This window comes from Achromobacter sp. 46006 (assembly GCF_059761975.1).
Map to the genome: position 1 here is coordinate 19,136 of NZ_JCBANN010000024.1, position 24,971 is coordinate 44,106.

Below are 24,971 nucleotides of genomic sequence, written 5' to 3' on the forward strand. Positions count from 1 at the left end.
GCTCCCTAGTAGCGTTGACGCCGAAACGGCGTCCGCATCAGGAATGTCGCGAGAGTATATGCGGGGACGGCCCCCCTTAGCGGAGCCACCCGAAAAGGTGGGACGATGTCAGGGCGCGCCGGCCGCCAGCGCCTGGCGGCGCTGTTCGAACAGGCAAATGGCGGCGGCCGCGCCCACGTTGAGCGACTCGACCGCGGCCATGTCATGGGGAATGCGCAGCTTGAGCCGCGCCGCCGCCAGCAGATCGGCCGCCACGCCCTGCCCTTCATGGCCGAAGACCCAGGCGCAGCGTTCGGGCAGGCGCCCGGCGTACAGGTCTTGAGCGCCTTCCAGGGCGGTCGCCACCAGCGGCACGCGCAGGATCGGCAGCAGCGCCGGCAAGTCCACGTGCTCATGGATCGCCAGTGCGAAGTGCGCCCCCTGCCCGCTGCGCAGCACCTTGGACGACCAGGCGGCGGCGGTGCCGGTGGCCAGGAACACGCGCTTGACGCCGGCCGCGGCACAGGTGCGCAGCAAAGTGCCGACATTGCCCGGATCCTGGATGCGATCGAACAGCACGCAATTCTCGTCCACCGCCTCGGGCGGCAATGGCTGCGGCGGCGTCACCACGAAGGCGACCCCCTGCCCGCTCTCGACGCTGGCCAGCGCCTGCATCAGGCGCGCGTCCAGCGCCAGGCAGCGGGAATCAGGCACCGCGGCCGCCAGCGCCGCGATATCGGGCTGCGACAGCCGCTCGACGTCGAAGATGGCCCGGTCTGGCGCGCCGTGATGCTGCAACCATGCCTGGCACAGGTGCACGCCGTCCAGCAGCACGGGCGCGCCGCGCTTACCGGCGGTACCCGCCAGTTTGGCGAGCGCCTTGACGGCGGGGTTGTCGCGGGAGCTGATGTGTTTCATGGAACCAGGCCGAACGCCTTGATGGGCGCGAAACTGCGGCGGTGCTCGGCGCAGGGGCCGTGTTCGCGCAGCATCTGCAGATGCAGGGCGGTGCCATAACCCTTATGCTGGTCGAAGGCGTACTGCGGATACAACGCGTGCAGGCGCAGCAGATCGGCGTCACGCGCGGTCTTGGCCAGTATCGACGCCGCGGAAATCGCCGGCACCAGGGCATCGCCCTTGATCACCGTCTGCACCGTGCAGCCCAGCTTGGGCGCCTGGTTGCCGTCCACCAGCGCCAACTGCGGCGCCAGCGCCAGGCCTTCGACGGCGCGGCGCATCGCCAGCAAGGTGGCGCGCAGGATGTTCAGGCTGTCGATCTCGGCCACACTGGCGCTGGCCACGCACCAGGCCAGCGCATGCGCCTGGATCTCAAGGGCCAGGGCCTCGCGGGTCGCCGCCTTGAGCACCTTGGAATCGGCCAGGCCATCGATGGGACGGGCCGGGTCCAGGATCACGGCGGCCGCGTAGACCGCGCCCGCCAGCGGGCCGCGGCCGGCCTCGTCGACGCCAGCCGTCACCAATGCCGGCTGCGCCGGCGCGGCAAACAGGTCAGGCTGCTCCACCAGCCACCTCCAGGATCGCCTGGGCGGCGAGCGCCGGCGTATCGCGCAGCAGTTCCTGGTGCAGGGCCGTAAAGCGCGCCTCGATGCGCGCCGCCAGGGCGTCGTCGGTCAGGGCCGCCCAGGTGGCCTCGGCCAGCTTCTCCGGCGTCGCGTCGTCCTGCAGCAGTTCCGGCACGGCGAAATCGCGCAGCAGCACATTGGGCAGGCCGACCCACGGCAGATAAGGCCGCTCCTGGCCGGACTTCCAGGCCATGATGCGCCGCATCAGCGGCGACAGCACGTACGAAATCACCATGGGCCGCTTGTACAGCGCGGTTTCCAGCGTGGCGGTACCGCTGGCCACCAGCACCGCGGTACTGGCCTCCATCACCGACCAGGCCACGGGCGACTGGCGCTCTCCGCCCTCGCCGTGCAGATCCTGGGCGGTAACGCAACGCAGTCCGGGCACCGGGTATTTGGCCAGAATCGCCTGGAATTCGGCGCGCCGCTGGTCGTTGACCATCGGCACCACGCATTGCAACGCCGGATCGCGCTTCTGCAGCAACTGCGCGGCTTGCAGGAAGCGCGGCGCCAGCAGGCGAATCTCGGACGAACGGCTACCCGGCAGGATCGCCAGCACGCGGGCGTCGGGATCGATGCCCAGCCGCGCGCGCGCGGCGGCGCGATCGGGCTGCATCGGCACGGCGCCCGCCAGCGGATGGCCGACATAGGTAACCGGAATGCCTTCCTTGCGGTAGATCTCTTCCTCGAACGGGAACAGCACCAGCATGTGCGAGACCGATTCGCGGATCTTGTGGATGCGGTCGTAGCGCCAGGCCCAGATCGACGGACCGACGAAATGCACGGTCGGCGTGCCGGCCTGGCGCAACTGATGCTCCAGACGCAGGTTGAAGTCGGGCGCGTCGATGCCGACGAACACCGATGGCGGCTCGGCCAGCCAGCGGCGCGACACGTCGCGATAGGTGCGCAACAGGCTGGGCAGGCGCTTGAGGGCATCGACGTAGCCGAACACCGTCAGCGCATGCATCGGATGCCAGGTATCGAAATCGCGCGCCTGCATCTGCGGGCCGCCAATGCCTTCGCACAGCACGCCCGGCGCGCGCTGCTGCAGACCGGCAATGATGCGGCCAGCCAGCAGGTCGCCCGAGGGCTCGCCGGCCACCATGCCGATCCGCATGGTCATGGACGGATGATGCCGCGCGAAGCGACGTCGAGGAAATCCAGCAGCGTCTGCAGGTGCTCGGCGACTTCGGGTTCGGCCTGCTGGCGGGCGCGCAGTTCGGCACGCGCGCCATCCAGCGGCAGGCCGCGGCGGTAGATGATCTTGTAGGCGTCACGCAGCGCCGACACCTGGGCCGGCGTGAAGCCGCGGCGCTTCAGGCCTTCGACGTTGATGCCCACCGGGCGGCACGGATTGCCCGCGGCCAGCACGAAGGGCGGCGTATCCTGCATCAGCGAACTGTTGCCGCCGGTCATGCTGTGGGCGCCGATGCGCGAAAACTGGTGTACGCCGGTCAGGCCGCCAACGATGGCCCAGTCGCCCACGTGGACGTGGCCGCCCAGTTGCACCGAATTGGCAAGAATGGTGTTGCTGCCCACGTGGCAATCGTGCGCCACATGCACATAGGCCATGATCCAGTTGTCGTTGCCCAGCGTGGTCACGCCGCCATCCTGCGTCGTGCCGGTATTCAGCGTGACGAACTCGCGCACCGTGTTGCGGTCGCCGATCACCAGGCGGGTGGGCTCGCCGTCGTACTTCTTGTCTTGCGGCATGCCGCCGATCGAGCAATACCGGTAGAACCGGTTGTCGCGCCCGATGGTGGTCACGCCATCGACCATGCAATACGGACCGAGCTCGGTGCCGGCGCCGATTGTCACATCGGGTCCCACGACACAAAACGCGCCGATGACCACGCTGGGATCGATTTTCGCCGCCGGATCGACGACAGCGGTAGGATGGATGTTTCCTGCCATTTACTCTTCCAGGCTGCGGATCGCGCACATGAGCTTGGCCGACGCCACTTCCTGCCCATCCACCGTGGCGCGCGCCTGATATTTGCAGATGCTGCGGCTCAGGCGCTCGGCTTCGACCTCGATGCGCAGCTGGTCGCCCGGCACCACCGGACGGCGGAAGCGCGCGCCGTCGATGCCCACCAGATAGTAAGCCGTCTTGGCCCCTTCGCACTTCAGGCCGCCGTTTTCGTCGGTGAACGAGAACAGCGCCGAGGCCTGCGCCATGGCTTCCACGATCAGCACGCCGGGCATAACCGGATGGTGGGGAAAGTGGCCATTGAAAAACGGTTCATTGATCGAGACGTTCTTGATGGCGACGATGGACTTGCCGGGCACCATTTCGACGACGCGATCAATCAGCAGCATCGGGTAACGATGCGGCAGCCTCTCCATGATCCCCTTGATGTCGAGTTCCATTTTTCTGTGAATTCCTGCGAAATGAAGTAAATCTTGCGGCGCCGGACGCGCCCAGGGCGGCGTGGCCGCGCCCTAGTCTTTTTCCAGTGTCCGCACGCGGCGGCGCAATTGCGCCAACTGTTGTATCACGGCGGCGTTGCGCTGCCATTCACCATGATCCGCGTACGGGTACACCCCGGTATAGCGGCCAGGCTTGGAAATATTGGACGTCACCGCGGTGCCGCCCGAAATGTGCACGTCGTCCGCCAGGGTCAGGTGTCCCGAGAGCATGGCGGCGCCGCCAATGGTGCAGCGTTCGCCGATGGTGGTCGAACCCGCCACGCCCACGCACGCCGCGATGGCGGTGTATGCGCCGATGCGGCAGTTATGGGCCACCATGATCTGGTTGTCCAGCTTGACGCCGTTGCCCACCACGGTATCTTCGAGCGCGCCGCGGTCGATGGTCGTGTTGGCGCCGATTTCGACGTCGTCGCCCACCGTCACCCCGCCCAACTGGGGAATCTTGCCCCAGGCGCCCTGCCCCAGCGACGGGTCCGGCGCGAAACCGAAGCCGTCGGCGCCGAGCACCGCGCCGCTGTGGATGATGGCGCGTGCCCCGACCTTCACGCCTTCGTACAGCGTGACGTGGGCATGCAGGCGGCTGCCGGGGCCCACCGAGGAGCCGGCGCCGATGACGCAACCGGCGCCCAGCACGCTGCCGCGGCCGATGCGCGCGCCCGACTCGATCACGCAATTCGGACCGATGCGCACGTCTTCCTCGATGTGCGCGTCAGGCGCGACCACCGCGGAGGGATGCGTGGCGGCCGGCATGGCCGGACGCCGAGCGGCGTCGAACCACTGGGCCACCCGGGCGTACAGCAGATAGGGATGCTTGCAGGCGACCAGCGTGAAGCGCGGCCGGTCGGCGCCAGCGGCTTCCAGCGCCTCGGCCACGTCGGTCGAGACGATCACCGCCCCGGCCTGGGTGGCGGCGAGCTGGCCCTGGTACTTCGGATTGGCCAGGAAACTGATTTCCTGGCCGCCGGCCGAGGCCAGGGTGCCGATGCCACGGACCCGCAGGGGTTCCGCGTCGGCGGGCGCGCTGATGCGCCAGCCCATGCCCTGCGTATCGGCGGCGCTCAGCAGCGCTTCCAGCGTCGGGGCGCGGGCTAGATCCAGTAGAACCGGCATACGGCGACTGCGGCTTACTTGCCCAGGCTCTGGATCACCTTGTCGGTGATGTCGATGCGCGGGTTGACCGTCACGGCGTCCTGGATGATCAGGTCGTAGTTTTCCTGTTCGGCGATGCGCTTGATGGCCTCGTTGGCCTTCGTCACGATGCTGGAAAACTCTTCGTTGCGACGGCGATTGAAGTCTTCCTGGAATTCACGGCGCTTGCGCTGCAGGTCGGTGTCCAGGTTGGACAGTTCACGCTGGCGCTTGACGCGGTCGGATTCCGACAGCACCGGGGCGTCCTTGTCGAACTTTTCGGCTTGCGAGCGCAGGGTCGAGTTCAGGCGCTGGAGTTCGTCGTCGCGCTTCTTGAATTCGGCTTCGATCTTGCTTTGCGCGGTCTTGGCAGGGCCGGACTCACGCAGGATCCGCTCGGTGTTGACAAAGCCGATCTTGGTGCCTTGAGCCTGAGCGGGTACCGCCGCGACGGAACCGAGAATGAGCGCACCCACCAGGGCAATGGAGCCGCCCAGCTTGCCACGGCGTTTGGCGCGCGGCGTATTCGATGATTTAAGTGCGAAGTCAGACATCATGAAAATCTCACCTTCCAGTAAGGCAAAGCCAAAGTGTGTATTGTGCCACTAAACGAAAGAAGGGCCGGGCCAGGCGACCCTTCCCTTGTTTTCAAGCGTAACGCCGGTGCTCAGAACCCGGTCCCGATCTGGAACTGGAAGCTCTGCTTGTCGTCGCCGGCCTTGGCATTGAGCGGACGGGCGTACGACAGTTGCAGCGGCCCCATCGGCGATTGCCACGACAGACCGATACCCGCCGAGAAACGCCAGCCGCAAGGATCCTCGACCTCGCTGCCCGGCTTGCCGCTGGTGCAGGACAGGCCGCTGCCGGCGCTGACCTGGCCCGCGTCGCTGAAGATGAACCAGCGCAGCGTGCGGTCCTTGGAAGCACCCGGGAAAGGCAGGTACAACTGGGCGTTCGCCACGATGCGGCGCGAGCCGCCCAGGTAGTCGCCCGTGACCGAGTCGCGCGGGCCCAGCGACGAACCTTCGTAGCCGCGCACCGTGCCGATGCCGCCGGCGTACACGTCCTTGATGATCGGGTAGTCCTTGCCGCCATAGCTCTGGCCCCAGTCGACCATGCCGTTCAGCGCCAGGGTGTACGAGCCGCCCAGCGGAATGAAGTACTGCTGCTGGCCCGTGAGCATGTAGTACTTCAGGTCGACCGTCGAGAAGTCGCTCTTCAAGCGGGTGTACGAACCCTTGGTCGGCGCCAGGGCGCTGTCGCGGGTGTCGTTGGACCAGCCGGCGGTGAAGATCACCGAGTTGGTCGAATCGCCGTACTGGTTGACGAAATTGCGGTAGGCCAGCGGCGAATTCGAGAACAGGTCGATCTGGTTGCGCTCGAGGTTGGCGCCCAGGAAGATCCGGTCGTATTCCGAGATCGGCACGCCGAAGTTCATGCCCAGGCCCATGGACTTGACGCGGTAGTCGCCGTCGTTGTTGTTCCAGGGCTCGGTCACGCGATAGTACGCGGACGTGGTGCGGCTGATGCCGTCCTTGGTCCAGTACGGATCGGTATGCGACAACACCACCGCGCGGTTGGTCTTGCTGGTGTTCAGTTGCAGCGTCAGGTTGGTGCCGCTGCCGAACACGTTGTCTTCGCTGATGCCGGCCGACAGGATCGCCTTTTCGGACGAGCCGTAGCCTACCCCGAGGTTGATCATGCCGGTGGGCTTTTCCTTCACGTCGACGTTCACGTCGACCTGGTCGGGAGAACCCGGCACCGGATCGGTCTTGACGTTGACGTCGCTGAAGTAGCCCAGGCGGTCGACGCGGTCGCGCGAAGTCTTGATGTCCTTGGCGTCGTACCAGGCGGCTTCCTGCTGGCGCATTTCGCGGCGCACGACTTCGTCGCGGGTACGCGTGTTGCCGCCGATCTGGATGCGGCGCACATACACGCGGCGGCTAGGATCGACATAGAACGTCAGGTCGGCTTCGTGCTTGGCGCGGTCGAGCTGCGGATTCGGATTGACGTTGGCGAAGGCGTAGCCCAGTTCGCCCAGGTAGTCGGTGATGGCCTTGGCCGAATCGTTGGCCTTGGCGGCCGAGAACGTCTCGTCCGGCTTGACCTGCACCAGGGCGTTGATTTCCTTGTCCAGGCCGAGCAGGTTGCCGGCCAGCTTGACGCTGCGCACCTTGTAGGGCTCGCCCTCGTGGACGGTGATGGTGATGCGGATGTCCTTGCGGTCCGGCGAAATCGTGACCTGCGGCGGCTCGACCGTGAATTCGAGGTAGCCGCGGTCGAGGTAGAACGAACGCAGGCGCTCCAGATCGCCCTCGAGCTTTTCGCGCGAGTACTTGTCGGTATCGGTGTACCAGGTCAGCCAGCCCGGCGTGGTCAGCTTGAATTCGTCGAGCAGGTCGCTTTCGGAGAAAGCCTTGTTGCCGACGAAGCGGATTTCCTGGATGCGGGCCACCGAGCCTTCGAACACGTCGAAGCTCACGCCGACGCGATTGCGCGGCAACGGCGTCACGGTGGAAGTCACCTCGACGCCGTACTTGCCCTTGGACAAGTATTGCTGCTTGAGTTCGTATTCGGCGCGCTCGAGCATCGACCGGTCGAAAATGCGGCCCTCGGCGAAACCGACCTGCCCCAGCGACTTGGTGATGGCCTTGGAATCGAACTCGCGCATGCCGTTGAAATTCACGGACGCGATCGTCGGACGCTCCTGGACCACCACGACCACGACGTTATTGTCGGTCTGGATCTGCACGTCGGTGAAAAAGCCGGTGCCGTACAGGCGGCGGATCGCCTCGGTGGCTTCTTCCTCGGTGAATTTCTCGCCCACCTTGACCGGCAGGTAACCGAAGACGGTGCCGGCATCGGTACGCTGGATCCCCTCAACGCGGATATCCCGCACGACAAAAGGGTCGAAAGCATGAGCCATGCCCGGCAGCAGCAAGGCGGCGATCAGGCTCGGCACTACGCCCGGCAGTACACCCTTTTTGTGATGAAACATCCGGCGAAAAGACATCCTTGAGTATCCTCGGTCGTGCAAATGGCGGGGGATTTTATGCTAATTGGCGCTTATGTGAACAGGCGCGTGAAATCATTGAACAGCGCAAGCCCCATCAGGCTTGCCAATAAACCAATGCCTGCGCGCTGTCCGATATCGATCCACCGTGCGGGAGGCGGACTGCCCCGCACAATTTCGACGAGATAGTACAGCAGATGCCCCCCGTCCAGCATAGGAATAGGCAGCAAATTTAGTACACCCAGGCTGATACTGATCAACGCGATATAAGCGATATACGCAACAATGCCGATCCGGGCGGTCTGCCCGGCATAATCGGCGATGGTGACGGGGCCGCTGACATTGCGCCAGGACACGTCGCCCGTGACCATGCGGCCCATCATGCGCAGCGAAAACAGCGCCGTGTCCCAGGTGCGGACCGTGCCTTGCCACAGGCTGTCGAGCACGCCGTAGCGCACCGTCACCATGGGCACGTCGCCGCCCAGTTGCACGCCCAGGCGGCCGATGACCTGGCCATTGACCGTCTCGGGGCGTGGCGTGGCATTGACCGTAACCTGGGCGCCGTCGCGCGCCAGCGTCAGCGCCAGCGTCTTGCCGGCACTCTCCTGGATCTGCCTGACCAGCGCGCCGGTGTCCGGCGTCGGCTGGCCGTTCACGGCCAGGATCAGGTCGCCCGCGCGCAAGCCGGCCGCCTGCCCTTCGCCGCCCGCGTTGACGACCCGCACCGCGGGCTTGGGCTGGGCCAGGCGGATGCCGGCCGCCGCCAGCGGGTCGCCGCTGGCCGGATCCATGGCATTGGCCGGCAGGACCAGTTCGCGCTGCTGCGCGCCCCCGCCAGGCGTGCCGACCTCGATGCGGGCACGGCCGCCCGTGGCAAGCAGGTCCATCAGGCGCCAGCGCGCGTCCGACCACGACGCCACCTCCTGGCCATCGATGGCCAGGATACGGTCACCCGCGATCAGCCCGGCGCGCGCGGCGGGCGTATCGGCAGCGGGCTGGGCGATCACGGCGACCGGCTCCTGGGTACCGGCCAGGTTCAGGCCGGCGTACAGGAACACCGCAAGGATCAGGTTGAAAATCGGGCCGGCAGCGACAATGGCGATGCGCTTGCCGACGGATTTGTTGTTGAAGGCGGTGGCCGCCTCGGCCGCGCTGGCGCCGGGCGGGGGGTCGTCCTGCATCTTGACGTAGCCGCCCAGGGGCAGCGCCGACAGGGCCCATTCAGTGCCGTGCCGGTCGGTGCGGCGCAGCACCACCTTGCCAAAACCGACCGAGAATCGCAGCACCTTGACACCGCAAAGGCGCGCCACCCAGTAGTGCCCCAACTCATGGAAGATGATCAGGGAGCCAAGCGCCACGGCAAAGGCCAGCAGGGTGAAAAGCATCGGGGTCAGGAAATCCAGGAATCAGCGGCGACGCGGGCCCGGCCGGGCCGGACTGCCGGAGGTTGCCATCCGGGCGGCGTCATGCCAGGCCAAGGTTGCCGGCATAAACACGCGCGGCGGCATCCAGCGCCAGCACATCGTCAAGACTGTTGAGCGTAACAGATGATTGCCCCCCCTGCCACTCCAGGGTCGCCTCGATGACCCGCGCAATCCAGGTGTACCCCAGACGCCCGGCCAGAAAGGCCTCCACCGCCACCTCATTCGCAGCATTCAGGGCAATGCAGGCGCCCTGCCCGGCCCGCAGCGCCGCGAATGCCAGCGCCAGGCACGGAAAACGCGCCAGATCGGGCTGCTCGAAGTCGAGCCGGCCCAGGCGCGCCAGGTCCAGCGCACCCACGCCGCTGTCGATCCGCTCGGGGAATCCCAAGCCGTACGCAATCGGCGTGCGCATGTCGGGCTGCCCCAGTTGCGCCAGGATCGAACCATCGTCGTACTCCACCATGGAGTGGACCACGCTCTGCGGATGCACCACCACCTCGATGCGATCGGCCGGCATGGCGAACAGCCAGTGCGCCTCGATCACCTCCAAGCCCTTGTTGAGCATGGTGGCCGAATCGACCGAAATCTTGCGGCCCATGCTCCAGTTGGGATGGGCGCAGGCCTGCGCGGGGGTTACTTCGTGCAGGTCTTCCAGGTCGCGGCCGCGGAACGGGCCGCCCGAGGCGGTCAGCAGCAGCCGGCGTACCCCGGGGGCCGGCGCATCCGGCGCGCCGGCACGGCCGCCATGCGGCAGGCACTGGAAAATCGCATTGTGTTCGCTATCGATCGGCAGCAATTCGGCACCGTTGTCGCGAATGGCCCGCATGAACAGCGAGCCGGCCGCCACCAGGGCTTCCTTGTTGGCGAGCAGCACCCGCTTGCCCTGCCGCGCCGCCGCCAGGGCGGCTGGCAGGCCGGCAGCGCCGACAATGGCGGCCATGACCGCGTCGCATTGCGGATCGGCCGCCGTATCGGCCAGCGCCTGGGCCCCGACGCGGATCTCTGGCATGGCCCGGCCCGCCGGCCAGGCCGCGACGAACTGCCGGCGCGCTTCGGCGTCGGGCACCACCACCACCGCGGCGCGGCTCGCCAGGGCCTGTTCGGCCAGGCGCTGCATGCGGCTGTAGGCGGACAGGGCATAAACCGCCAGGCGATCAGGATGGCGGGCGATCACATCCAGCGTGCTCTCGCCGATCGAACCCGTCGATCCCAGCACCACGACGCGTTGAAAAGCCGTCAAAACAACACTCCAGACAAAATTAGCGCAAAAGGCGCGACCGGCAGAATCGCGTCGATACGATCGTAGACGCCTCCGTGGCCGGGCAGCAGCGCGCTGGAATCCTTGCGGCCGGCGCGGCGCTTGAGCAGCGATTCGAACAGGTCGCCCACGATGGACAGCACGCCCAGCAGCGCGGCGATCGGCAACGCCAGCCAGAACGACCAGCGCGCCACCAGGGCGTGGCCATAAGTGCCGTCCCACAGGCTCGACAGACCGATCCAGATCACCGCGCCGAGCACACCGGCCACGGCGCCGGCCACCGTCTTGCCCGGGCTGACCCGGGGCGCCAGTTTACGCTTGCCAAACGCCCTGCCGGCAAAATAGGCGGCGATATCGGCGACCCAGACCAAGGCCAGCAGCGACACCACGAACACGGCCCCGTGCGCCATATACCACTGCGCCAGCACCGCCCAGGCGACGAAAGCGGCCGGCACCGAGAACAGCGACCAGGCCAGGCTGGCCGGCGGCGCCTCGGCGCGGCCGCGCACCACCGCTGAGGTGGCCCCGAACACCCACACCACGACCACCAGCGGCGCGGCATAGCGCAGGATCCAGCCGGGATCGGCCAGCCCGCTGCGGTTGCCGGCCAGCCACGCCGACGCCAGCGCCAGCATGGACGCGAACAGCAACACCGGAATGCCGGCCGCCAGCAGCCGCGACGGCGGCTGCGGCAGCGTCAGGCGCAGCCATTCCCAGTTGGCGCAGGCCGCGGCCAACGCCAGCAATGCCATGAACCACCAGGGGTTGGCGCTGATCATCGCGGCGGCCAGGACGGCGAGCAGGATGACGGCGGTAACGATACGCTGGCCCAACATATGACGGTCTCCTCAGGGTCGACTCGGCGCTGCCCCGTACGGCGCGTGGCAGGCGGAATGCCGGACTATTTTCCGCTGCTCTCGTTGAGTTGGGCGCTGGTGCGGCCGAAACGGCGCTCGCGCGTCCGGTACCACTCGAATGCCTGGCGCAATTCATCGGCGCCGAAGTCCGGCCAGAAGCGGTCGGTGAAGTAGAACTCCGCGTACGCCATCTGCCAGATCAGGAAATTGGAAATGCGCTGTTCGCCGCCCGTGCGGATGAACAGGTCGGGCTCGGGCGCCCAGGACATGGAAAGATGCCGCGCCAGGCGCTCTTCGTCGACCCGCTCCGGATGCGCCGCCAGATCGGGCTCGGCCGCCAGCATCGCGCGGGTGGCCTGCAGAATGTCCCAACGGCCGCCGTAATTGGCGGCCACGGTCAGGTGCAGGCGGTCATTGTGGGCGGTGCGGGCCTGGGCCGCGAAGATCAGCTCCTGCAGGCGCGGCTCGAATGCCGACAGGTCGCCGATGACGTGCAGGCGCACGCCCTGCTCTTCCAGCTTGCCCACCTCGCGCTCAAGCGCCTGCACGAACAGGCGCATCAGCAGCGACACTTCCTCTGCGGGCCGGCGCCAGTTCTCGGAGCTGAAGGCGAACAGCGTCAGGTAGCGCACTCCCGCGCGGCCGCAGGCCTCGACCACCCGCCGCACCGCCTGCACACCCTTGGCATGCCCCGCCGTGCGTGGCAGCAGGCGCCGCGTCGCCCACCTGCCGTTGCCGTCCATGATGATGGCCACGTGCTCCGGGATGTCGCGGGTAGCGGGAACCGCCTGGGTAGAACTGGTTGCCATGGGTCTGGGGAGCGCCGTCGACCGGCGTAAAACAGGGAAAACGGGAAAAACCCGCGCCGTCGATCCATCACGACGTCAGCGTACTGCGCGGCAATGGATAAGACGGCGCGAAAGCGAAAAGCCTGCGGCCGGACGCGCGGACGCGCCCGGCACTGCAAGGATTATACGGTCATGATTTCCGCTTCTTTTTGCGTGACCATCTTGTCGATGTCGGCCACGTTGCGGTCGGTCAGCTTCTGGACGTCGTCCTGGGCACGACGCTCGTCGTCCTCGGAGATTTCCTTGTCCTTGACCAGTTTCTTCAGCGAGTCGTTGGCTTCGCGGCGCAGGTTGCGCACCGCCACCTTGGCGTCCTCACCTTCGCTGCGCACCACCTTGGTCAGGTCACGGCGGCGCTCTTCGGTCAGCGCCGGCATCGGCACGCGGATGCTGTCGCCCAGCGACATCGGGTTCAGGCCCAGGTCCGATTCGCGGATGGCCTTCTCGATCGCGGCGGCCATGTGCTTTTCGTAGGGCTGGACGCTGATGGTACGCGCATCGACCAGGTTCACGTTGCCAACCTGGCTGATCGGCACGGGCGAACCGTAGTACTCGACCTGCACGTGGTCCAGGATGCCGGTGTGGGCGCGGCCCGTGCGGATCTTGGCCAGGTTGGTCTTGAGCGTGTCAAGCGACTTGGCCATCCTGGCTTCGGCGGATTTGCGGATTTCTGCGACGCTCATGGATTTTCCTTTTCTTTAAACGTGAACCAACGTGCCTTCGTCTTCGCCGCTGACGACGCGCTTGAGCGCGCCCGACTTATTGATCGAAAACACCTTGATCGGCAGCTTCTGGTCGCGGCACAGGGCGAACGCCGTGGCGTCCATGACTTCCAGGCGGCGGACGATGGCCTCGTCGAAGCTGATGCGCGCATAGCGCGTGGCGGAAGGATCCTTGTTGGGATCCGCGCTGTAGATGCCGTCGACCTTGGTGGCCTTCAGCACAATCTCCGCGCCGATCTCTGCGCCACGCAGGGCGGCGGCCGTGTCGGTCGTGAAGAAGGGGTTGCCGGTGCCCGCGGCGAAGATGACGACCTTGCCTTCTTCGAGGTAACGCAGGGCCTTGGGGCGGATGTACGGTTCGACGACCTGATCGATGTTCAGGGCCGACTGCACGCGGGTGTCGATACCCTTGTGCTTGAGCGCGTCCTGCAGGGCAAGCGCGTTCATGATGGTGGCCATCATGCCCATGTAGTCGGCGGTGGCGCGGTCCATGCCCTGCGCACCCGGGGCGACGCCACGGAAGATGTTGCCACCGCCGATGACGATGGCCAGCTCGACGCCAGTGGCGGCGACTTCGGCGATCTCATCGGTCATGCGGACGATGGTGGCGCGATTGATGCCGAATGCATCGTCGCCCATCAGCGCCTCGCCGGAAAGTTTGAGAAGAACCCGTTTGTATGATCTGCTGCTCATAGGTGATATCCCGAAGAACATTCCGACGAAAGTGTAAGACAAGAAATAGGCCGGACTAGAAAATATCTAGCGCCGGCCTGTAAGGACTACCCTGAGATCAGGCGCGGCCGGCGGCGGCGGCGGCAACCTCAGCGGCGAAGTCGCTGGTCTTCTTCTCGATACCTTCGCCGACGACGAACAGCACGAACTTGGTGATCGAGGCGCCCTTGGCCTTGAGCATCTGTTCGACGGTGTTCTTGTCGTCCTTGACGAAAGGCTGCGACAGCAGCGTGACTTCCTTCAGGAACTTCTGCACCGAGCCTTCGACCATCTTGGCGACGATTTCAGCCGGCTTGCCCGATTCGGCGGCCTTCTGCTCGGCGACCGAGCGTTCGGCGGCGATGTCGGCCGGGTTCACGCCGTCGGCGTTCAGGGCCTTCGGCTTGGTCGCGGCGATGTGCATCGCCAGGTCCTTGCCCACTTCCTCGGCGCCGGCGTATTCCACCAGCACGCCGATCTTGCCGCCGTGCACGTAGCTGGCCAGCGCGTTCGGGGTCTGGATGCGCTCGAAGCGGCGGATCGAGATGTTCTCGCCGATCTTGCCGATCAGGGCGGTGCGGGTCGATTCGATGGTGCCGTCGCCGTAGGGCAGCGCCGACAGGGCGGCCACGTCGGCGGGGTTCTGGGTGGCGACCAGCTCGGCCAGCTTGTTGACGAAGGCGACGAAGTCGTCGTTCTTGGCAACGAAGTCGGTTTCGCAGTTCACTTCGATGACGGCGCCTTGCTTGGCGTCGGCCGAGATGAACAGGCCGATCAGGCCTTCGGCGGTGACGCGGGCGGCAGCCTTGCTGGCCTTGTTGCCCAGCTTGACGCGCAGGATCTCTTCAGCGCGGGCCAGGTCGCCTTCGGCTTCCGTCAGGGCCTTCTTGCACTCCATCATGGGCGCATCGGTCTTTTCGCGCAGTTCCTTGACCAGGGCGGCGGTAATTTCAGCCATGTTAGCTCCAAATTTTGCTAAGACATGCCCCGGCGGGCCGGGGCATTGGTGTGATTCGATGAGACGTCCGCAAGCTGCGGATCAGGAAGGCGGGAGCCCACCTTCGCACTGCCGGCGAGGCAGGGGCACGCCGCATTCCGCGACCGCCCCCAGACACTAACCGCCGGACATGACAGCAGGCTTAGGCCTGGTTGTCCTGCACTTCGACGAACTCTTCCTGGCCTTCGCCGATTTCCTCGACCAGACCGTTCAGGTTCTGCTCGCGGCCTTCCAGCACGGCGTCGGCGATGCCCTTGGCGTACAGCGCGATGGCCTTGGCCGAGTCGTCGTTGCCGGGGATCACGTAGTCGATGCCTTCGGGCGAGTGGTTGGTGTCAACCACGGCAACCACGGGGATGCCCAGGGTCTTGGCTTCGGCGATGGCGATCTTGTGGTAGCCGACGTCGATCACGAACATGGCATCGGGCAGACCGTTCATGTCCTTGATGCCGCCGATCGACTTGTTCAGCTTTTCCAGTTCGCGCTGGAACAGCAGGCCTTCCTTCTTGATCATGCGCTCGGCGCCGCCTTCGGCGACCACGGCTTCCATGTCCTTCAGGCGCTTGACCGAGGTCTTGACCGTCTTGAAGTTGGTCAGCATGCCGCCGAGCCAGCGGGCATCGACGTAGGGCATGCCGCAACGGGCGGCTTCGGCGGCGACCAGCTCGCGGGCGGCGCGCTTGGTGCCGACGAACAGGATGTTGCCACCGCGGGCAGCCAGCTGCTTCACGAACTTGGTGGCTTCCTGGTACTTATCAACCGTCTTTTCCAGGTTGATGATGTGAATCTTGTTGCGATGGCCGAAGATGAAGGGGGCCATCTTGGGGTTCCAGTAGCGGGTCTGGTGACCAAAGTGGACACCCGCTTCCAGCATTTCGCGCATCAAAGACATAACTTTCTCCAAGGGTTGATTTCTTGCGCCGCACCTGCATCAGCCTGTGGCTGACACCCTGGGTGGTGTTGCGCGCGATTTCCCGCACAATGCGGGATGGATAACGATTTTAACCGGGCCGGCCGATCACTGCCGCAATACTCCGACGCTGCCGGGCGATGCCCTTGGCGCCTGCTGCTACGCTGCCGCGATAAACCCAGACGGCCGCCACGACAAGGCGCCTTGCCCCGCCCGCACGCATCGCGCCGTCCGACCCGCCAGGAAATCCCTGGCAGTTTCTTCCAGCGCACCCGGACCTGTTTTGTTGGCAGCGAAATCCAGCTCTCTCGCGCCCTGGTTTCGCAACCATCGCGCGCATCAGTCGCCGGGGGCATTTCTTCAGGAAAGCCAGGTTTTTTAAAAAACCGGGCTTTCCAAGAACTTAAGCCGGCAGCCACCCTGAACCTGCATCGCTGCTCGAAAACATGACCGGGCTTGCGAGCACGCAGCGCCCCGGCCTGGAAGATGTACACGCCCCAACCTTCCCGGCCCGCCGCCCTCGCCCACCTGCCGCGCCGCCCCGCCTCCCGGAACCTGGCGACCAGCCCGAATTCCCACCACAACCTTCGCTTGCGATGAAACTCCAGAACCCGCCACCGATCTCACAAGATGCGGTGCGACCCGACACGCAGGGTCGAACAACCAACCGGGTGGCCAGGATGATTCCATCCCCACCCGCCGGGATCGGCGCTTGCCGCTACCCAGATTGCTCCCCAAAATTTTAGGGAAGCCTATAATTCTACTATTCTTTCAAGCAGACATTCAAGCGAGATTCGTCAGTCATTCCATGGGCACCATTACCAATCCGGCCGACCTGGCCAAGATGCGCGCGGCCTGCCAGGACGCCGCCAAAGTCCTCGATTTCATCACCCCCTACGTCAAGCCTGGCGTCACCACCGGGGAACTGGACCGCCTCTGCCTGGAATACCTGACCGACGAGCTCAAGGTGAAATCCGCCACCGTCGGCTACGCCCCGCCCGGCTATCCGCCCTTCCCGGGCGCCATCTGCACCTCGGTCAACCACCAGGTGTGCCACGGCATCCCCGGCGACAAGGCCCTGAAAAACGGGGACTCCCTCAACATCGACGTCACCATCATCAAGGACGGCTGGTTCGGCGACACCAGCCGCATGTACGCCGTGGGCGAACAGTCGATCCTATCGCGCCGCCTGACCGACATCACCTTCGAATGCATGTGGAAAGGCATCCAGCAGGTAAAAAACGGGGCCACATTGGGTGACGTCGGCAATGCCATCCAGAAGCATGCCGAGGCCAACGGCTTCTCGGTAGTGCGCGAGTTCTGCGGCCACGGCATCGGCCAGCGCTTCCACGAAGACCCGCAAGTGCTGCATTATGGCAAGCCGGGCACCGGGGTGAAATTGGTGACGGGCATGCTGTTCACCATCGAACCGATGATCAACGCCGGCCGCCGCGAGATCCGCCAGTTGTCCGACGGCTGGACGGTCGTGACGCGCGACCACAGCCTGTCGGCGCAATGGGAGCATGCTGTCTGCGTCACCGACACCGGCTACGAGGTCCTGACACTATCGCCCGGCATGCCCAAGCCGCCCGCCTTCATCACCGAACCGATCGTCATTCCCGCCGTCTGACCCCGGCCCGTCCGCCACCATGACCGCCGATATCCTCAGTACCCTGCGCGAACGCATCCAGGAATCCCGGCGCACCGCGGTGGCCCAGTTCCGCGAACACGAACGCCCCGACACGCTGCTGGGCGACCTGCGCCGCATCGTCGACGCGGCGCTGCGCGACCTGGTCAAGCACACCCCCCTGCCGGCCGGCGCCACGCTGGCGGCGGTCGGCGGCTACGGCCGCGGCGAGCTGTACCCGCATTCGGATGTCGACCTGCTGATCCTGCTGCCGCACGTGCCCACCGCCGAAGACGAGTCCGCCATCGAGCGCCTGGTCGCCGCGCTCTGGGACCTGGGCCTGGAACCCGGCCACAGCGTGCGCACCATCGAGGACTGCGAGCGCGAGGCCGACGCCGACATCACGGTCGAGACCGCGCTGCTCGAATCGCGCTGGCTGGCGGGCAGCCGCGCGCTGATGAAGAAGTTCGAAGCCGCCACCCAGTCGCGACTGGATGCGCGCGCGTTCTTTCGCGCCAAGCGCGTCGAGATGCAGCAGCGCCACGCGCGCTACCAGGACACGCCCTACGCGCTCGAACCGAACTGCAAGGAATCGCCCGGCGGCCTGCGCGACCTGCAGGTGATCCTGTGGATGGCGCGCGCGGCCGGTTTTGGCGAAAACTGGCGCGCGGTGGCGCAGGCCGGCCTGTTGACACCGTCCGAGGCGCGCGACCTGCGCAAGGCGGAGCAGGCTTTCAAACGCCTGCGCATCGAATTGCACCTGCTCGCCAACCGGCGCGAGGACCGCGTGCTGTTCGACCTGCAACCGGCCCTGGCCGAGGTCTACGGCATCCACGCCACCGCCACGCGCCGCGGCAGCGAGCTGCTGATGCAGCGCTACTACTGGGCCGCGCGCCTGGTGACGCAGCTCAACGGCATCCTGGTGCAGAACATCGAGGAACGACTGTTCCCGCGCCCGGACAGCGACGCGCGCGACATCGACGACGATTTCCGCAACCTGCGCGACCGCCTCGATATCATTCGCGACGATGGTTTCGAGCGCAATCCCACGCTGCTGCTGCGCGCCTTCCTGGTGATGCAGCAGCACCCCGAGCTGACCGGCATGTCGGCGCGCACGCTGCGCGCCATCTGGCATTCGCGCCACCGCATCGACGCGCAGTTCCGCCGCAATCCGGTCAACCGCAAGCTGTTCCTGCAGATCCTGCAGCAGCCGCGCGGCATCGTGCATGAACTGCGCCGCATGACCATGCTGAACATCCTGCCGCGCTACCTGCCGGTGTTCCGCCGCATCGTCGGCCAGATGCAGCACGACCTGTTCCATGCCTACACGGTGGACCAGCACACGCTGGCGGTGGTGCGCAATCTGCGCCGCTTCACCATGCCGGAGCACGCCCAGGAATACCCGCTGGCCAGCCAGCTGATCGCCGGCCTGGACCGCCATTGGCTGTTGTACGTGGCGGCGCTGTTCCATGACATCGCCAAGGGGCGCGGCGGCGACCACTCCGAACTGGGCGCGCGCGAGGTGCGCAAGTTCGCCCACGATCACGGCATGGAGCCCGAGGACGCCAGGCTGGTCGAATTCCTGGTGCGCCAGCACCTGCTGATGTCGGCCGTGGCGCAAAAGCGCGACCTGTCCGACCCCGCCGTGATCCAGGAGTTCGCCGCCACGGTCAAGGACGAACGCCACCTGACGGCGCTCTACCTGCTGACGGTGGCCGATATCCGCGGCACCAGCCCCAAGGTCTGGAACGCCTGGAAGGGCAAGCTGCTCGAGGACCTGTACAAGCTGACCCTGGCCGCGCTGGGCGGCGCCCATGCCGACGCCCACACGGTGCTGACCGAACGCAAGGAAGAGGCCGCGCGCCTGACGCGCCTGGCCGGCCTGCGCGACGACGCCCGCGAGGCCTTCTGGAATCAGCTCGACGTGGCGTATTTCCTGCGCCACGACGCCTCCGACATCGCCTGGCATACGCGCCATCTGTACCACCAGGTGGCGCCGGACCACGCGGTGGTGCGCGCTCGCCCCACCGAGCAGGGCGAGGGCCTGCAGATCATGGTGTACACCCGCGACGCGCCCGACCTGTTCGTGGCGATCTGCGGGTATTTCGACGCCAAGTCCCTGTCGGTGCAGGACGCCCGCATCCACACCACCCGCCATGGCTGGGCGCTGGACAGCTTCATCGTGCTGTTGCCCGAAGGCGCCAGCGACCTGCGCGCCCAGGCCACGCTGGTCGAACACGAACTGGCCGAGCGCCTGAAGGACGCCAAGGCCGCGGCCCAGGTGCAGCCCAGCCGCGGCGGCTATTACGGCCGCGGGCGCCAGTCGCGCATGTCGCGCGTGTTTCCGATCATGCCGCAGGCGGAATTGCAGCCCGACGAACGCAGCACCTCGTGGCGCCTGTCGGTCACCGCGACCGATCGCCCCGGCCTGCTGCACGCGCTGGCGCGGGTCTTCGCCCAGCACGAGGTGAACCTGCTGATGGCCAAGATCATGACGCTGGGCGACCGGGTGGAAGACGTGTTCATCGTCGACGGCGCGGCGCTGGCGCGCCCCCGCAGCCAGATGCAATTCGAGCGCGACATCCTGGACGCGCTGGCCGGCGACGAAGCCCGGCAACAGGCCGCCTGATCGCTCGCCGCGCCATCGCCAGGGCGCGGCCAACCGCATACAATCCGGGTTTTCGGCTTGGCGATACCGTGCGATGGAGCTAAACGAATACTTGCGGGTGCTGGGGACCAGCTTCTTCTTCGCGCTGGCCACGTTGCTGCCGTTCCTGAACCCACCGGCCATCGCCCCCATCTTCCTGTCGCTCACCGAAGGCGCCTCGTCGTCGACCCGCACGGTGCTGGCCAAGCGCGTCGCCATCAATGTCGGACTGATGCTGATCGTGGCGATGGTGGCGGGCAACGTACTGCTGAGCTTCTTCGGCATCTCGCTGTCGATCGTGCGGGTGGGCGGCGGCATGCTGGTCATCGCCAGCGCCTGGCGCCTGGTCAATTCGCCCGACGCCGACACCGAGCGGGTCGCCCGCATGGCCGAATCGTTCACCCCCGAGATGGCCAGGAGCCGGGCCTTCTATCCGTTGACCTTCCCCATCAGTTGCGGCCCCGGCTCGATCGCCGCGGCCATCACCGTGGGCGTGTCGCTGCGCGACCAGAACCACGTGCTGAGCCTGCTGCGGCTGGGCGGCTCGATCCCCGGCATCTTGGTCGTTTCGCTGACTTTGTACATCTGCCTGCGCTTTGCCGCGCAGATGCTGCACCGGCTGGGCGATAATGGCACCGCCGTGTTCATGCGCATGTCGGCCTTCATCATGCTGTGCCTGGGCGTGCAGATCTTCTGGGAAGGCTCGCGCGAACTGCTGCTGGGAGTCCTGCAGCAGGTCATGCAACCAATTCCGATTCCCAAGGCCTAACGCCTGGCGGCCGCGCCGACCATCCCGCGGGAGCCCCTCCCGCCGAACCCACATCCTGCAACAACCATGACTTCTCGTTCAGAACGCCTGCTCCGCCTGATCGCCCTCTTCTGCTTCGGTGCCGTCGGCATCGCGCTGGTTTCCCAATACGTCTTCGACATGCCGCCATGCGCCTGGTGCGTGCTGCAGCGCCTGATCTACCTGGTGATCGGCGCCATCGCCCTGGTCGGCGGTTTCGGCGGTGGCCGCGTACTGACGCGCATCTGCGCCGGCCTGGCCGGCCTGCTGTCGATCAGCGGCATCGCCGCCGCCTGGTACCAATACACCGTGGCCGCCAAGATGCTGTCCTGCGACCAGACTTTCGCCGATCGCTTCATGACCGGCATCGGCCTGGACGGCGGCGTGCCCTGGCTGTTCGGCATCTATGCCACCTGCATGGACGCGGTGGTGCCGGTGCTGGGCATCGAGTACGCCCTGTGGAGCCTGGCGCTGTTCGTGATCCTGCTGTTCATGGCATTGCCCGCGGCGTTCGGCCGCGGCCGTGGCGCCTGAGCCCCCCTACCTACAGGCCAAACGGCCTGGCGCCACGCGCGAACCGACAAGCGGTCGCGCTTGCGCGTAACGGCCGACATTCCGTTCTGACATCGTGAAATACCTGACCGGCTATCCGGAACCGCTGCTGGCGCAGGCCCGCTCCCTGTTGGACCAAGGGAAGCTCGGGCCCGCGCTGCGCGCCCGCTACCCCGCCGGTGCGCACGGCGTGCGCACCGACAAAGCGCTGTACGACTATGTGGTGGACCTGAAGAACACCTACATCCGCAACGGCGCGCCGCTCAGCAAGATCGCCTTCGACAGCAAGATCCACGTGATCCAGCATGCGCTGGGCCAGCACACCTTTATCTCGCGGGTCCAGGGCGGCAAGCTCAAGGCCAAGCACGAGATCCGCGTGGCCACGCTGTTCAAGACGGTGCCGGAGGAATTCCTGAAGATGATCACGGTGCACGAGCTGGCGCACCTGAAGGAAAAGGACCACAACAAGGCCTTCTACAACCTGTGCCGGTTGATGGAGCCGCAATACCACCAATACGAATTCGACCTGCGGTTGTACCTGACCCATCTGGAAGCCAGCGGCGACAGCCTGTGGTGACGGCGGCCAAAAAAAACCGCTCCCGAGGGAGCGGTTTTTCATGGGGCACGCGCCAATGTCAGGCGTCGTTGGCCGCATAACCCATGTTGAACTGCAGGCCGCTGGCGCCTTCGCCATCGCCCGACTCGCCGCGCGACTGGCCCAGGCGCGCCAGGTATTCCGCGGTAATGTCGCCGGTGATGTATTCGCCGTCGAAGCAGGATGCCTCGAAGCGCGACAGCTTCGGATTGAGGTCGCGCACGGCCTGCTGCATGTCCTGCAGGTCCTGGTAGACCAGGCTGTCGGCGCCGATGGCACGGGCGATTTCCTCGTCGCTGCGGCCGGTGGCGATCAGTTCGCTCTGCGTCGGCATGTCGATGCCGTAGACGTTGGGGAAGCGCACCGGAGGCGCGGCCGAGGCAAAGTACACCTTGTTGGCGCCGGCGGCGCGCGCCATGTCGACGATCTCGCGGCTGGTGGTGCCGCGCACGATGGAGTCGTCCACCAGCAGCACGTTCTTGCCCTTGAATTCCATGCCGATGGCGTTGAGCTTCTGGCGCACGGACTTACGGCGCACGGCCTGGCCGGGCATGATGAAGGTGCGGCCGACATAGCGGTTCTTGATCAGGCCTTCGCGGTAGTCCAGGTTCAGGCGGGCGGCCAGCTGCATGGCGGCCGGACGCGAGGAATCGGGAATCGGCATGACCACATCGATGTCGCCCAGGCGCATGTTGCGCGCGACCTTGTCGGCCAGGTATTCACCCATGCGCAGGCGGGCGTCGTACACCGATACGCCATCGATCAGCGAATCCGGGCGGGCGAAGTAGACGTATTCGAAGATGCAGGGCACCAGCTGCGGATTGTCGGCGCACTGGCGGCTGACGAAACGGCCGTCCAGGTCGACGAACACCGCTTCGCCCGGCTCGACGTCGCGCACGAAGGCAAAGCCGCTGCCTTCCAGGGCTACGGACTCCGAGGCCACCATCCATTCCACGCCTTCGTCGGTTTCCTGGCGGCCGATGCACAGCGGACGGATGCCGTTGGGATCGCGGAACGCCAGCAGGCCGTAGCCGGAAATCTGCGCCACCACGGCGTAGGCGCCGCGCACGCGCTTGTGCACGGCGGCAACCGCGCGGAACATGGCGTCGTCATCGAGCGAGACGCCGCTGGCGGCCGATTGCAGCTCGTGGGCCAGCACGTTCAGCAGCACTTCCGAGTCGGAATTGGTGTTGATGTGGCGGCGGTCGACGCGGTAGAGCGATTCACGCAGCTCGCGCCAGTTGGTCAGGTTGCCGTTGTGGGCGAACATGATGCCGAACGGGGCGTTGACGTAGAACGGCTGGGCCTCTTCCTCGCTGGCGCTGGAGCCGGCGGTGGGATAGCGCACCTGGCCCACGCCCGAGGTGCCCGGCAGGGCACGCATGTTGCGCGTGCGGAATACGTCGCGCACCAGGCCGTGCGCCTTGTACATATTGAACTGGTTGCCTTGCGACGTCGCGATGCCCGCGGCGTCCTGCCCGCGATGCTGCAACAGCAGCAAGCTGTCATAGAGCAGCTGGTTGACCGGCCCGCGCCCGATGACCCCTACGATTCCACACATGGTGAGATTTCCTGGTTGATGTGAAGCTAATCAATACGGCAGCCATGTCGCCAGGGACGGCGGCAGCCACGTCTTGATATGTTTGATGGCCTCGATGGCCGAATGCGAAAACATGGCGTCCTGCCACCACGGCTCCTGCGGCAGCGGCGTGTAGCCGGCGGCGGCGACCAGCGCCAGCACGATCACCAGCCCCCGGGCCAGCCCGAACATGCCCCCCAGGCCGTGATCGGCCGGACTCAGCCCGGTACTGCGAATCAAGGCGGCAAGCGTCATGTTGACCAATCCCACGCCGAGCAGCACGATAATGAAAACCACCGCGTACGAGACACCCATGCGCAGCAGCGTCGTCTCGATATAGGGCTCCAGCCAGGTATAGACCGTGGGGCCCCACCAGATCGCGGCCACGAAGGCCAGCAGATACGCGACCAGCGACAGCACTTCCTTGAGCAGGCCGCGCACCAGGCCCAGCACACCCGATACCACCAGGATGGCCAGCACGACGAAGTCGAAGCCGGTCACTATTGGGCGGCGATGAAACCGTTGTCATAGCCCAGGGTGCGCAACCGCGCCTGGGCCGCCTGCGCCGCCTCGCGCGAGGGGAACGGCCCCACCCGCAGACGGTACTGCTGTTTGCCTCCGATGGAAGCCTGCTCGACGAATGCGTTGGTGACACCGGCCTGGTGCAGCTTGTCGCGGCGCGACTGGGCGTCCTCGGACGTGGTGTAGGCGGCGATCTGCAGCACGAAGTTGCCCTTGGTGGCCTGCGGCTTGGACGCCGGCGCGGCACGGCCCTCGAGCAGGGCCAGGGCGCGTGCGCCATCGTCCGAGCGTTGCTCGGGCTTGGGAGCGGCCGGCTTGGGTTCGGGCTTGGGCTCCGGCTTGGGTTCGGGCTTGGGCGGTTGGGCGCGCGGCGCCGTGGTGGCGGCGACCTGCGGCGGCGTCGCAGCCGGCGCAGTCGTGGCGGGCGGCGTGGCCGTGGCGGGCGGGGCGGTCGTCTGCGACGGCGAGGACGGCGGCGTCGCGGCGGCCGAAGGCTCGGCGGGCGCGCTGCCGGAGGCCGCCGGCACGGCGACTTGCGGTTCGCTCACTTGCGGCTGGAAGGGCGTGTTGCGCTCCGGCACCTTGATGGGAATGTTGTCGGCGACCGGCACCGGCTGGGAATCCAGCACCATGGGCAGGATGATGACAGCGGCCAGCACCAGCGCGATCGCACCGGCCAGCCGGCGCCGGGCGCGCCCGCGCAATTCCGCCGCCTGGACCTCGCTGGGCACCGCCGCTCGCTTGGAGGGCTGCGCCTGGTCGGCGGGATCTTTGCGTTTGAAAAAACCCATGGGAGAGAATT

At 66.3% G+C, this 24,971-nt stretch carries 25 protein-coding genes; 6 read left to right on the forward strand and 19 right to left on the reverse strand.

Translation table 11 applies throughout. The annotated features are described in order from the left end of the window. Positions 1-108: 108 nt before the first annotated feature. The 16 genes from AC6LKG_RS13705 to rpsB form a co-directional block, all read right to left on the reverse strand. Positions 109-897, reverse strand: a complete 789-nt coding sequence (locus AC6LKG_RS13705) for a TrmH family RNA methyltransferase (protein ID WP_498165131.1) — start codon at positions 895-897, stop codon at positions 109-111. After that, a complete protein-coding gene (rnhB, locus tag AC6LKG_RS13710; RefSeq protein ID WP_498165133.1) occupies positions 894-1,502 on the reverse strand; it encodes a ribonuclease HII in 609 nt (202 codons plus the stop codon). The genes AC6LKG_RS13705 and rnhB overlap by 4 nt, the downstream gene beginning before the upstream one ends. Then, positions 1,489-2,685, reverse strand: coding sequence for a lipid-A-disaccharide synthase (gene lpxB, locus AC6LKG_RS13715; RefSeq protein WP_498165135.1), 1,197 nt, complete (start codon positions 2,683-2,685; stop codon positions 1,489-1,491). The genes rnhB and lpxB overlap by 14 nt, the downstream gene beginning before the upstream one ends. After that, entirely contained in the window at positions 2,682-3,476 is a 795-nt protein-coding gene (lpxA, locus tag AC6LKG_RS13720) for an acyl-ACP--UDP-N-acetylglucosamine O-acyltransferase (protein ID WP_498165137.1), read from the reverse strand. Before lpxA ends, lpxB begins: the two co-directional genes overlap by 4 nt. Then, a complete protein-coding gene (fabZ, locus tag AC6LKG_RS13725) occupies positions 3,477-3,932 on the reverse strand; it encodes a 3-hydroxyacyl-ACP dehydratase FabZ (RefSeq protein WP_006385190.1) in 456 nt (151 codons plus the stop codon). A 72-nt stretch (positions 3,933-4,004) separates the two neighbouring features. Further along, positions 4,005-5,102 carry a UDP-3-O-(3-hydroxymyristoyl)glucosamine N-acyltransferase gene (lpxD, locus tag AC6LKG_RS13730; protein WP_498165139.1) on the reverse strand — a complete coding sequence of 366 codons (1,098 nt, stop codon included), beginning with the start codon at positions 5,100-5,102 and terminating at the stop codon, positions 4,005-4,007. A gap of 14 nt (positions 5,103-5,116) precedes the next feature. Beyond that, positions 5,117-5,677 carry an OmpH/Skp family outer membrane protein gene (locus tag AC6LKG_RS13735; protein WP_498165140.1) on the reverse strand — a complete coding sequence of 187 codons (561 nt, stop codon included), beginning with the start codon at positions 5,675-5,677 and terminating at the stop codon, positions 5,117-5,119. A gap of 110 nt (positions 5,678-5,787) precedes the next feature. After that, positions 5,788-8,133 (reverse strand): outer membrane protein assembly factor BamA, encoded by a 2,346-nt coding sequence (gene bamA / locus AC6LKG_RS13740; RefSeq protein WP_498165141.1) that lies wholly within the window; start codon positions 8,131-8,133, stop codon positions 5,788-5,790. 53 nt (positions 8,134-8,186) lie between these two features. Then, positions 8,187-9,518, reverse strand: a complete 1,332-nt coding sequence (gene rseP / locus AC6LKG_RS13745) for an RIP metalloprotease RseP (RefSeq protein WP_498165143.1) — start codon at positions 9,516-9,518, stop codon at positions 8,187-8,189. A gap of 79 nt (positions 9,519-9,597) precedes the next feature. Then, complete coding sequence (locus AC6LKG_RS13750) at positions 9,598-10,797, reverse strand: 1-deoxy-D-xylulose-5-phosphate reductoisomerase (protein WP_498165144.1); 1,200 nt, start codon at positions 10,795-10,797, stop codon at positions 9,598-9,600. Further along, a complete protein-coding gene (locus AC6LKG_RS13755; protein ID WP_498165145.1) occupies positions 10,794-11,651 on the reverse strand; it encodes a phosphatidate cytidylyltransferase in 858 nt (285 codons plus the stop codon). Before AC6LKG_RS13755 ends, AC6LKG_RS13750 begins: the two co-directional genes overlap by 4 nt. A 65-nt stretch (positions 11,652-11,716) precedes the next feature. Beyond that, the gene (uppS, locus tag AC6LKG_RS13760) at positions 11,717-12,481 is read right to left on the reverse strand and encodes a polyprenyl diphosphate synthase (protein WP_498165146.1); all 765 of its coding nucleotides are present in this window, start codon (positions 12,479-12,481) and stop codon (positions 11,717-11,719) included. 161 nt (positions 12,482-12,642) lie between these two features. Then, a complete protein-coding gene (gene frr, locus AC6LKG_RS13765; protein WP_498165147.1) occupies positions 12,643-13,203 on the reverse strand; it encodes a ribosome recycling factor in 561 nt (186 codons plus the stop codon). A gap of 15 nt (positions 13,204-13,218) precedes the next feature. Beyond that, positions 13,219-13,935 (reverse strand): UMP kinase, encoded by a 717-nt coding sequence (gene pyrH, locus AC6LKG_RS13770; RefSeq protein WP_006394495.1) that lies wholly within the window; start codon positions 13,933-13,935, stop codon positions 13,219-13,221. 97 nt (positions 13,936-14,032) lie between these two features. Further along, positions 14,033-14,911, reverse strand: coding sequence for a translation elongation factor Ts (tsf, locus tag AC6LKG_RS13775; RefSeq protein WP_049074268.1), 879 nt, complete (start codon positions 14,909-14,911; stop codon positions 14,033-14,035). Positions 14,912-15,092: 181 nt separating this feature from the next. Next, positions 15,093-15,842: a 30S ribosomal protein S2 gene (gene rpsB, locus AC6LKG_RS13780; protein ID WP_049074271.1), complete on the reverse strand. Its 750-nt coding sequence runs from the start codon at positions 15,840-15,842 to the stop codon at positions 15,093-15,095. 46 nt (positions 15,843-15,888) lie between these two features. On the opposite strand from rpsB, the gene AC6LKG_RS13785 reads away from it, so the two are divergent. The 6 genes from AC6LKG_RS13785 to AC6LKG_RS13810 all read left to right on the forward strand — a co-directional run bounded on the left by AC6LKG_RS13785 (position 15,889) and on the right by AC6LKG_RS13810 (position 22,050). Continuing rightward, entirely contained in the window at positions 15,889-16,242 is a 354-nt protein-coding gene (locus AC6LKG_RS13785) for a hypothetical protein (RefSeq protein ID WP_498165149.1), read from the forward strand. Positions 16,243-16,668: 426 nt separating this feature from the next. Then, positions 16,669-17,490, forward strand: a complete 822-nt coding sequence (gene map / locus AC6LKG_RS13790; RefSeq protein ID WP_269863468.1) for a type I methionyl aminopeptidase — start codon at positions 16,669-16,671, stop codon at positions 17,488-17,490. 19 nt (positions 17,491-17,509) lie between these two features. Continuing rightward, positions 17,510-20,116: a [protein-PII] uridylyltransferase gene (locus AC6LKG_RS13795; RefSeq protein ID WP_498165150.1), complete on the forward strand. Its 2,607-nt coding sequence runs from the start codon at positions 17,510-17,512 to the stop codon at positions 20,114-20,116. A 73-nt stretch (positions 20,117-20,189) separates the two neighbouring features. Further along, positions 20,190-20,903, forward strand: coding sequence for a MarC family protein (locus tag AC6LKG_RS13800; RefSeq protein ID WP_498165152.1), 714 nt, complete (start codon positions 20,190-20,192; stop codon positions 20,901-20,903). Positions 20,904-20,969: 66 nt separating this feature from the next. Continuing rightward, on the forward strand, positions 20,970-21,455 hold the full coding sequence (locus tag AC6LKG_RS13805) for a disulfide bond formation protein B (protein ID WP_498165153.1): 486 nt from the start codon (positions 20,970-20,972) through the stop codon (positions 21,453-21,455). A gap of 94 nt (positions 21,456-21,549) precedes the next feature. Beyond that, on the forward strand, positions 21,550-22,050 hold the full coding sequence (locus AC6LKG_RS13810; RefSeq protein ID WP_498165155.1) for a M48 metallopeptidase family protein: 501 nt from the start codon (positions 21,550-21,552) through the stop codon (positions 22,048-22,050). 58 nt (positions 22,051-22,108) lie between these two features. On the opposite strand, the gene purF is transcribed toward AC6LKG_RS13810, so the two are convergent. Genes purF through AC6LKG_RS13825 form a run of 3 tightly spaced genes read right to left on the reverse strand, consistent with a single transcriptional unit; the run spans position 22,109 to position 24,960 of the window. Continuing rightward, positions 22,109-23,629 (reverse strand): amidophosphoribosyltransferase, encoded by a 1,521-nt coding sequence (gene purF / locus AC6LKG_RS13815; RefSeq protein ID WP_498165156.1) that lies wholly within the window; start codon positions 23,627-23,629, stop codon positions 22,109-22,111. A 30-nt stretch (positions 23,630-23,659) separates the two neighbouring features. After that, the gene (locus AC6LKG_RS13820; protein WP_498165158.1) at positions 23,660-24,148 is read right to left on the reverse strand and encodes a CvpA family protein; all 489 of its coding nucleotides are present in this window, start codon (positions 24,146-24,148) and stop codon (positions 23,660-23,662) included. Further along, positions 24,148-24,960 (reverse strand): SPOR domain-containing protein, encoded by an 813-nt coding sequence (locus AC6LKG_RS13825; protein ID WP_498165159.1) that lies wholly within the window; start codon positions 24,958-24,960, stop codon positions 24,148-24,150. The genes AC6LKG_RS13820 and AC6LKG_RS13825 overlap by 1 nt, the downstream gene beginning before the upstream one ends. Positions 24,961-24,971 lie beyond the last annotated feature (11 nt).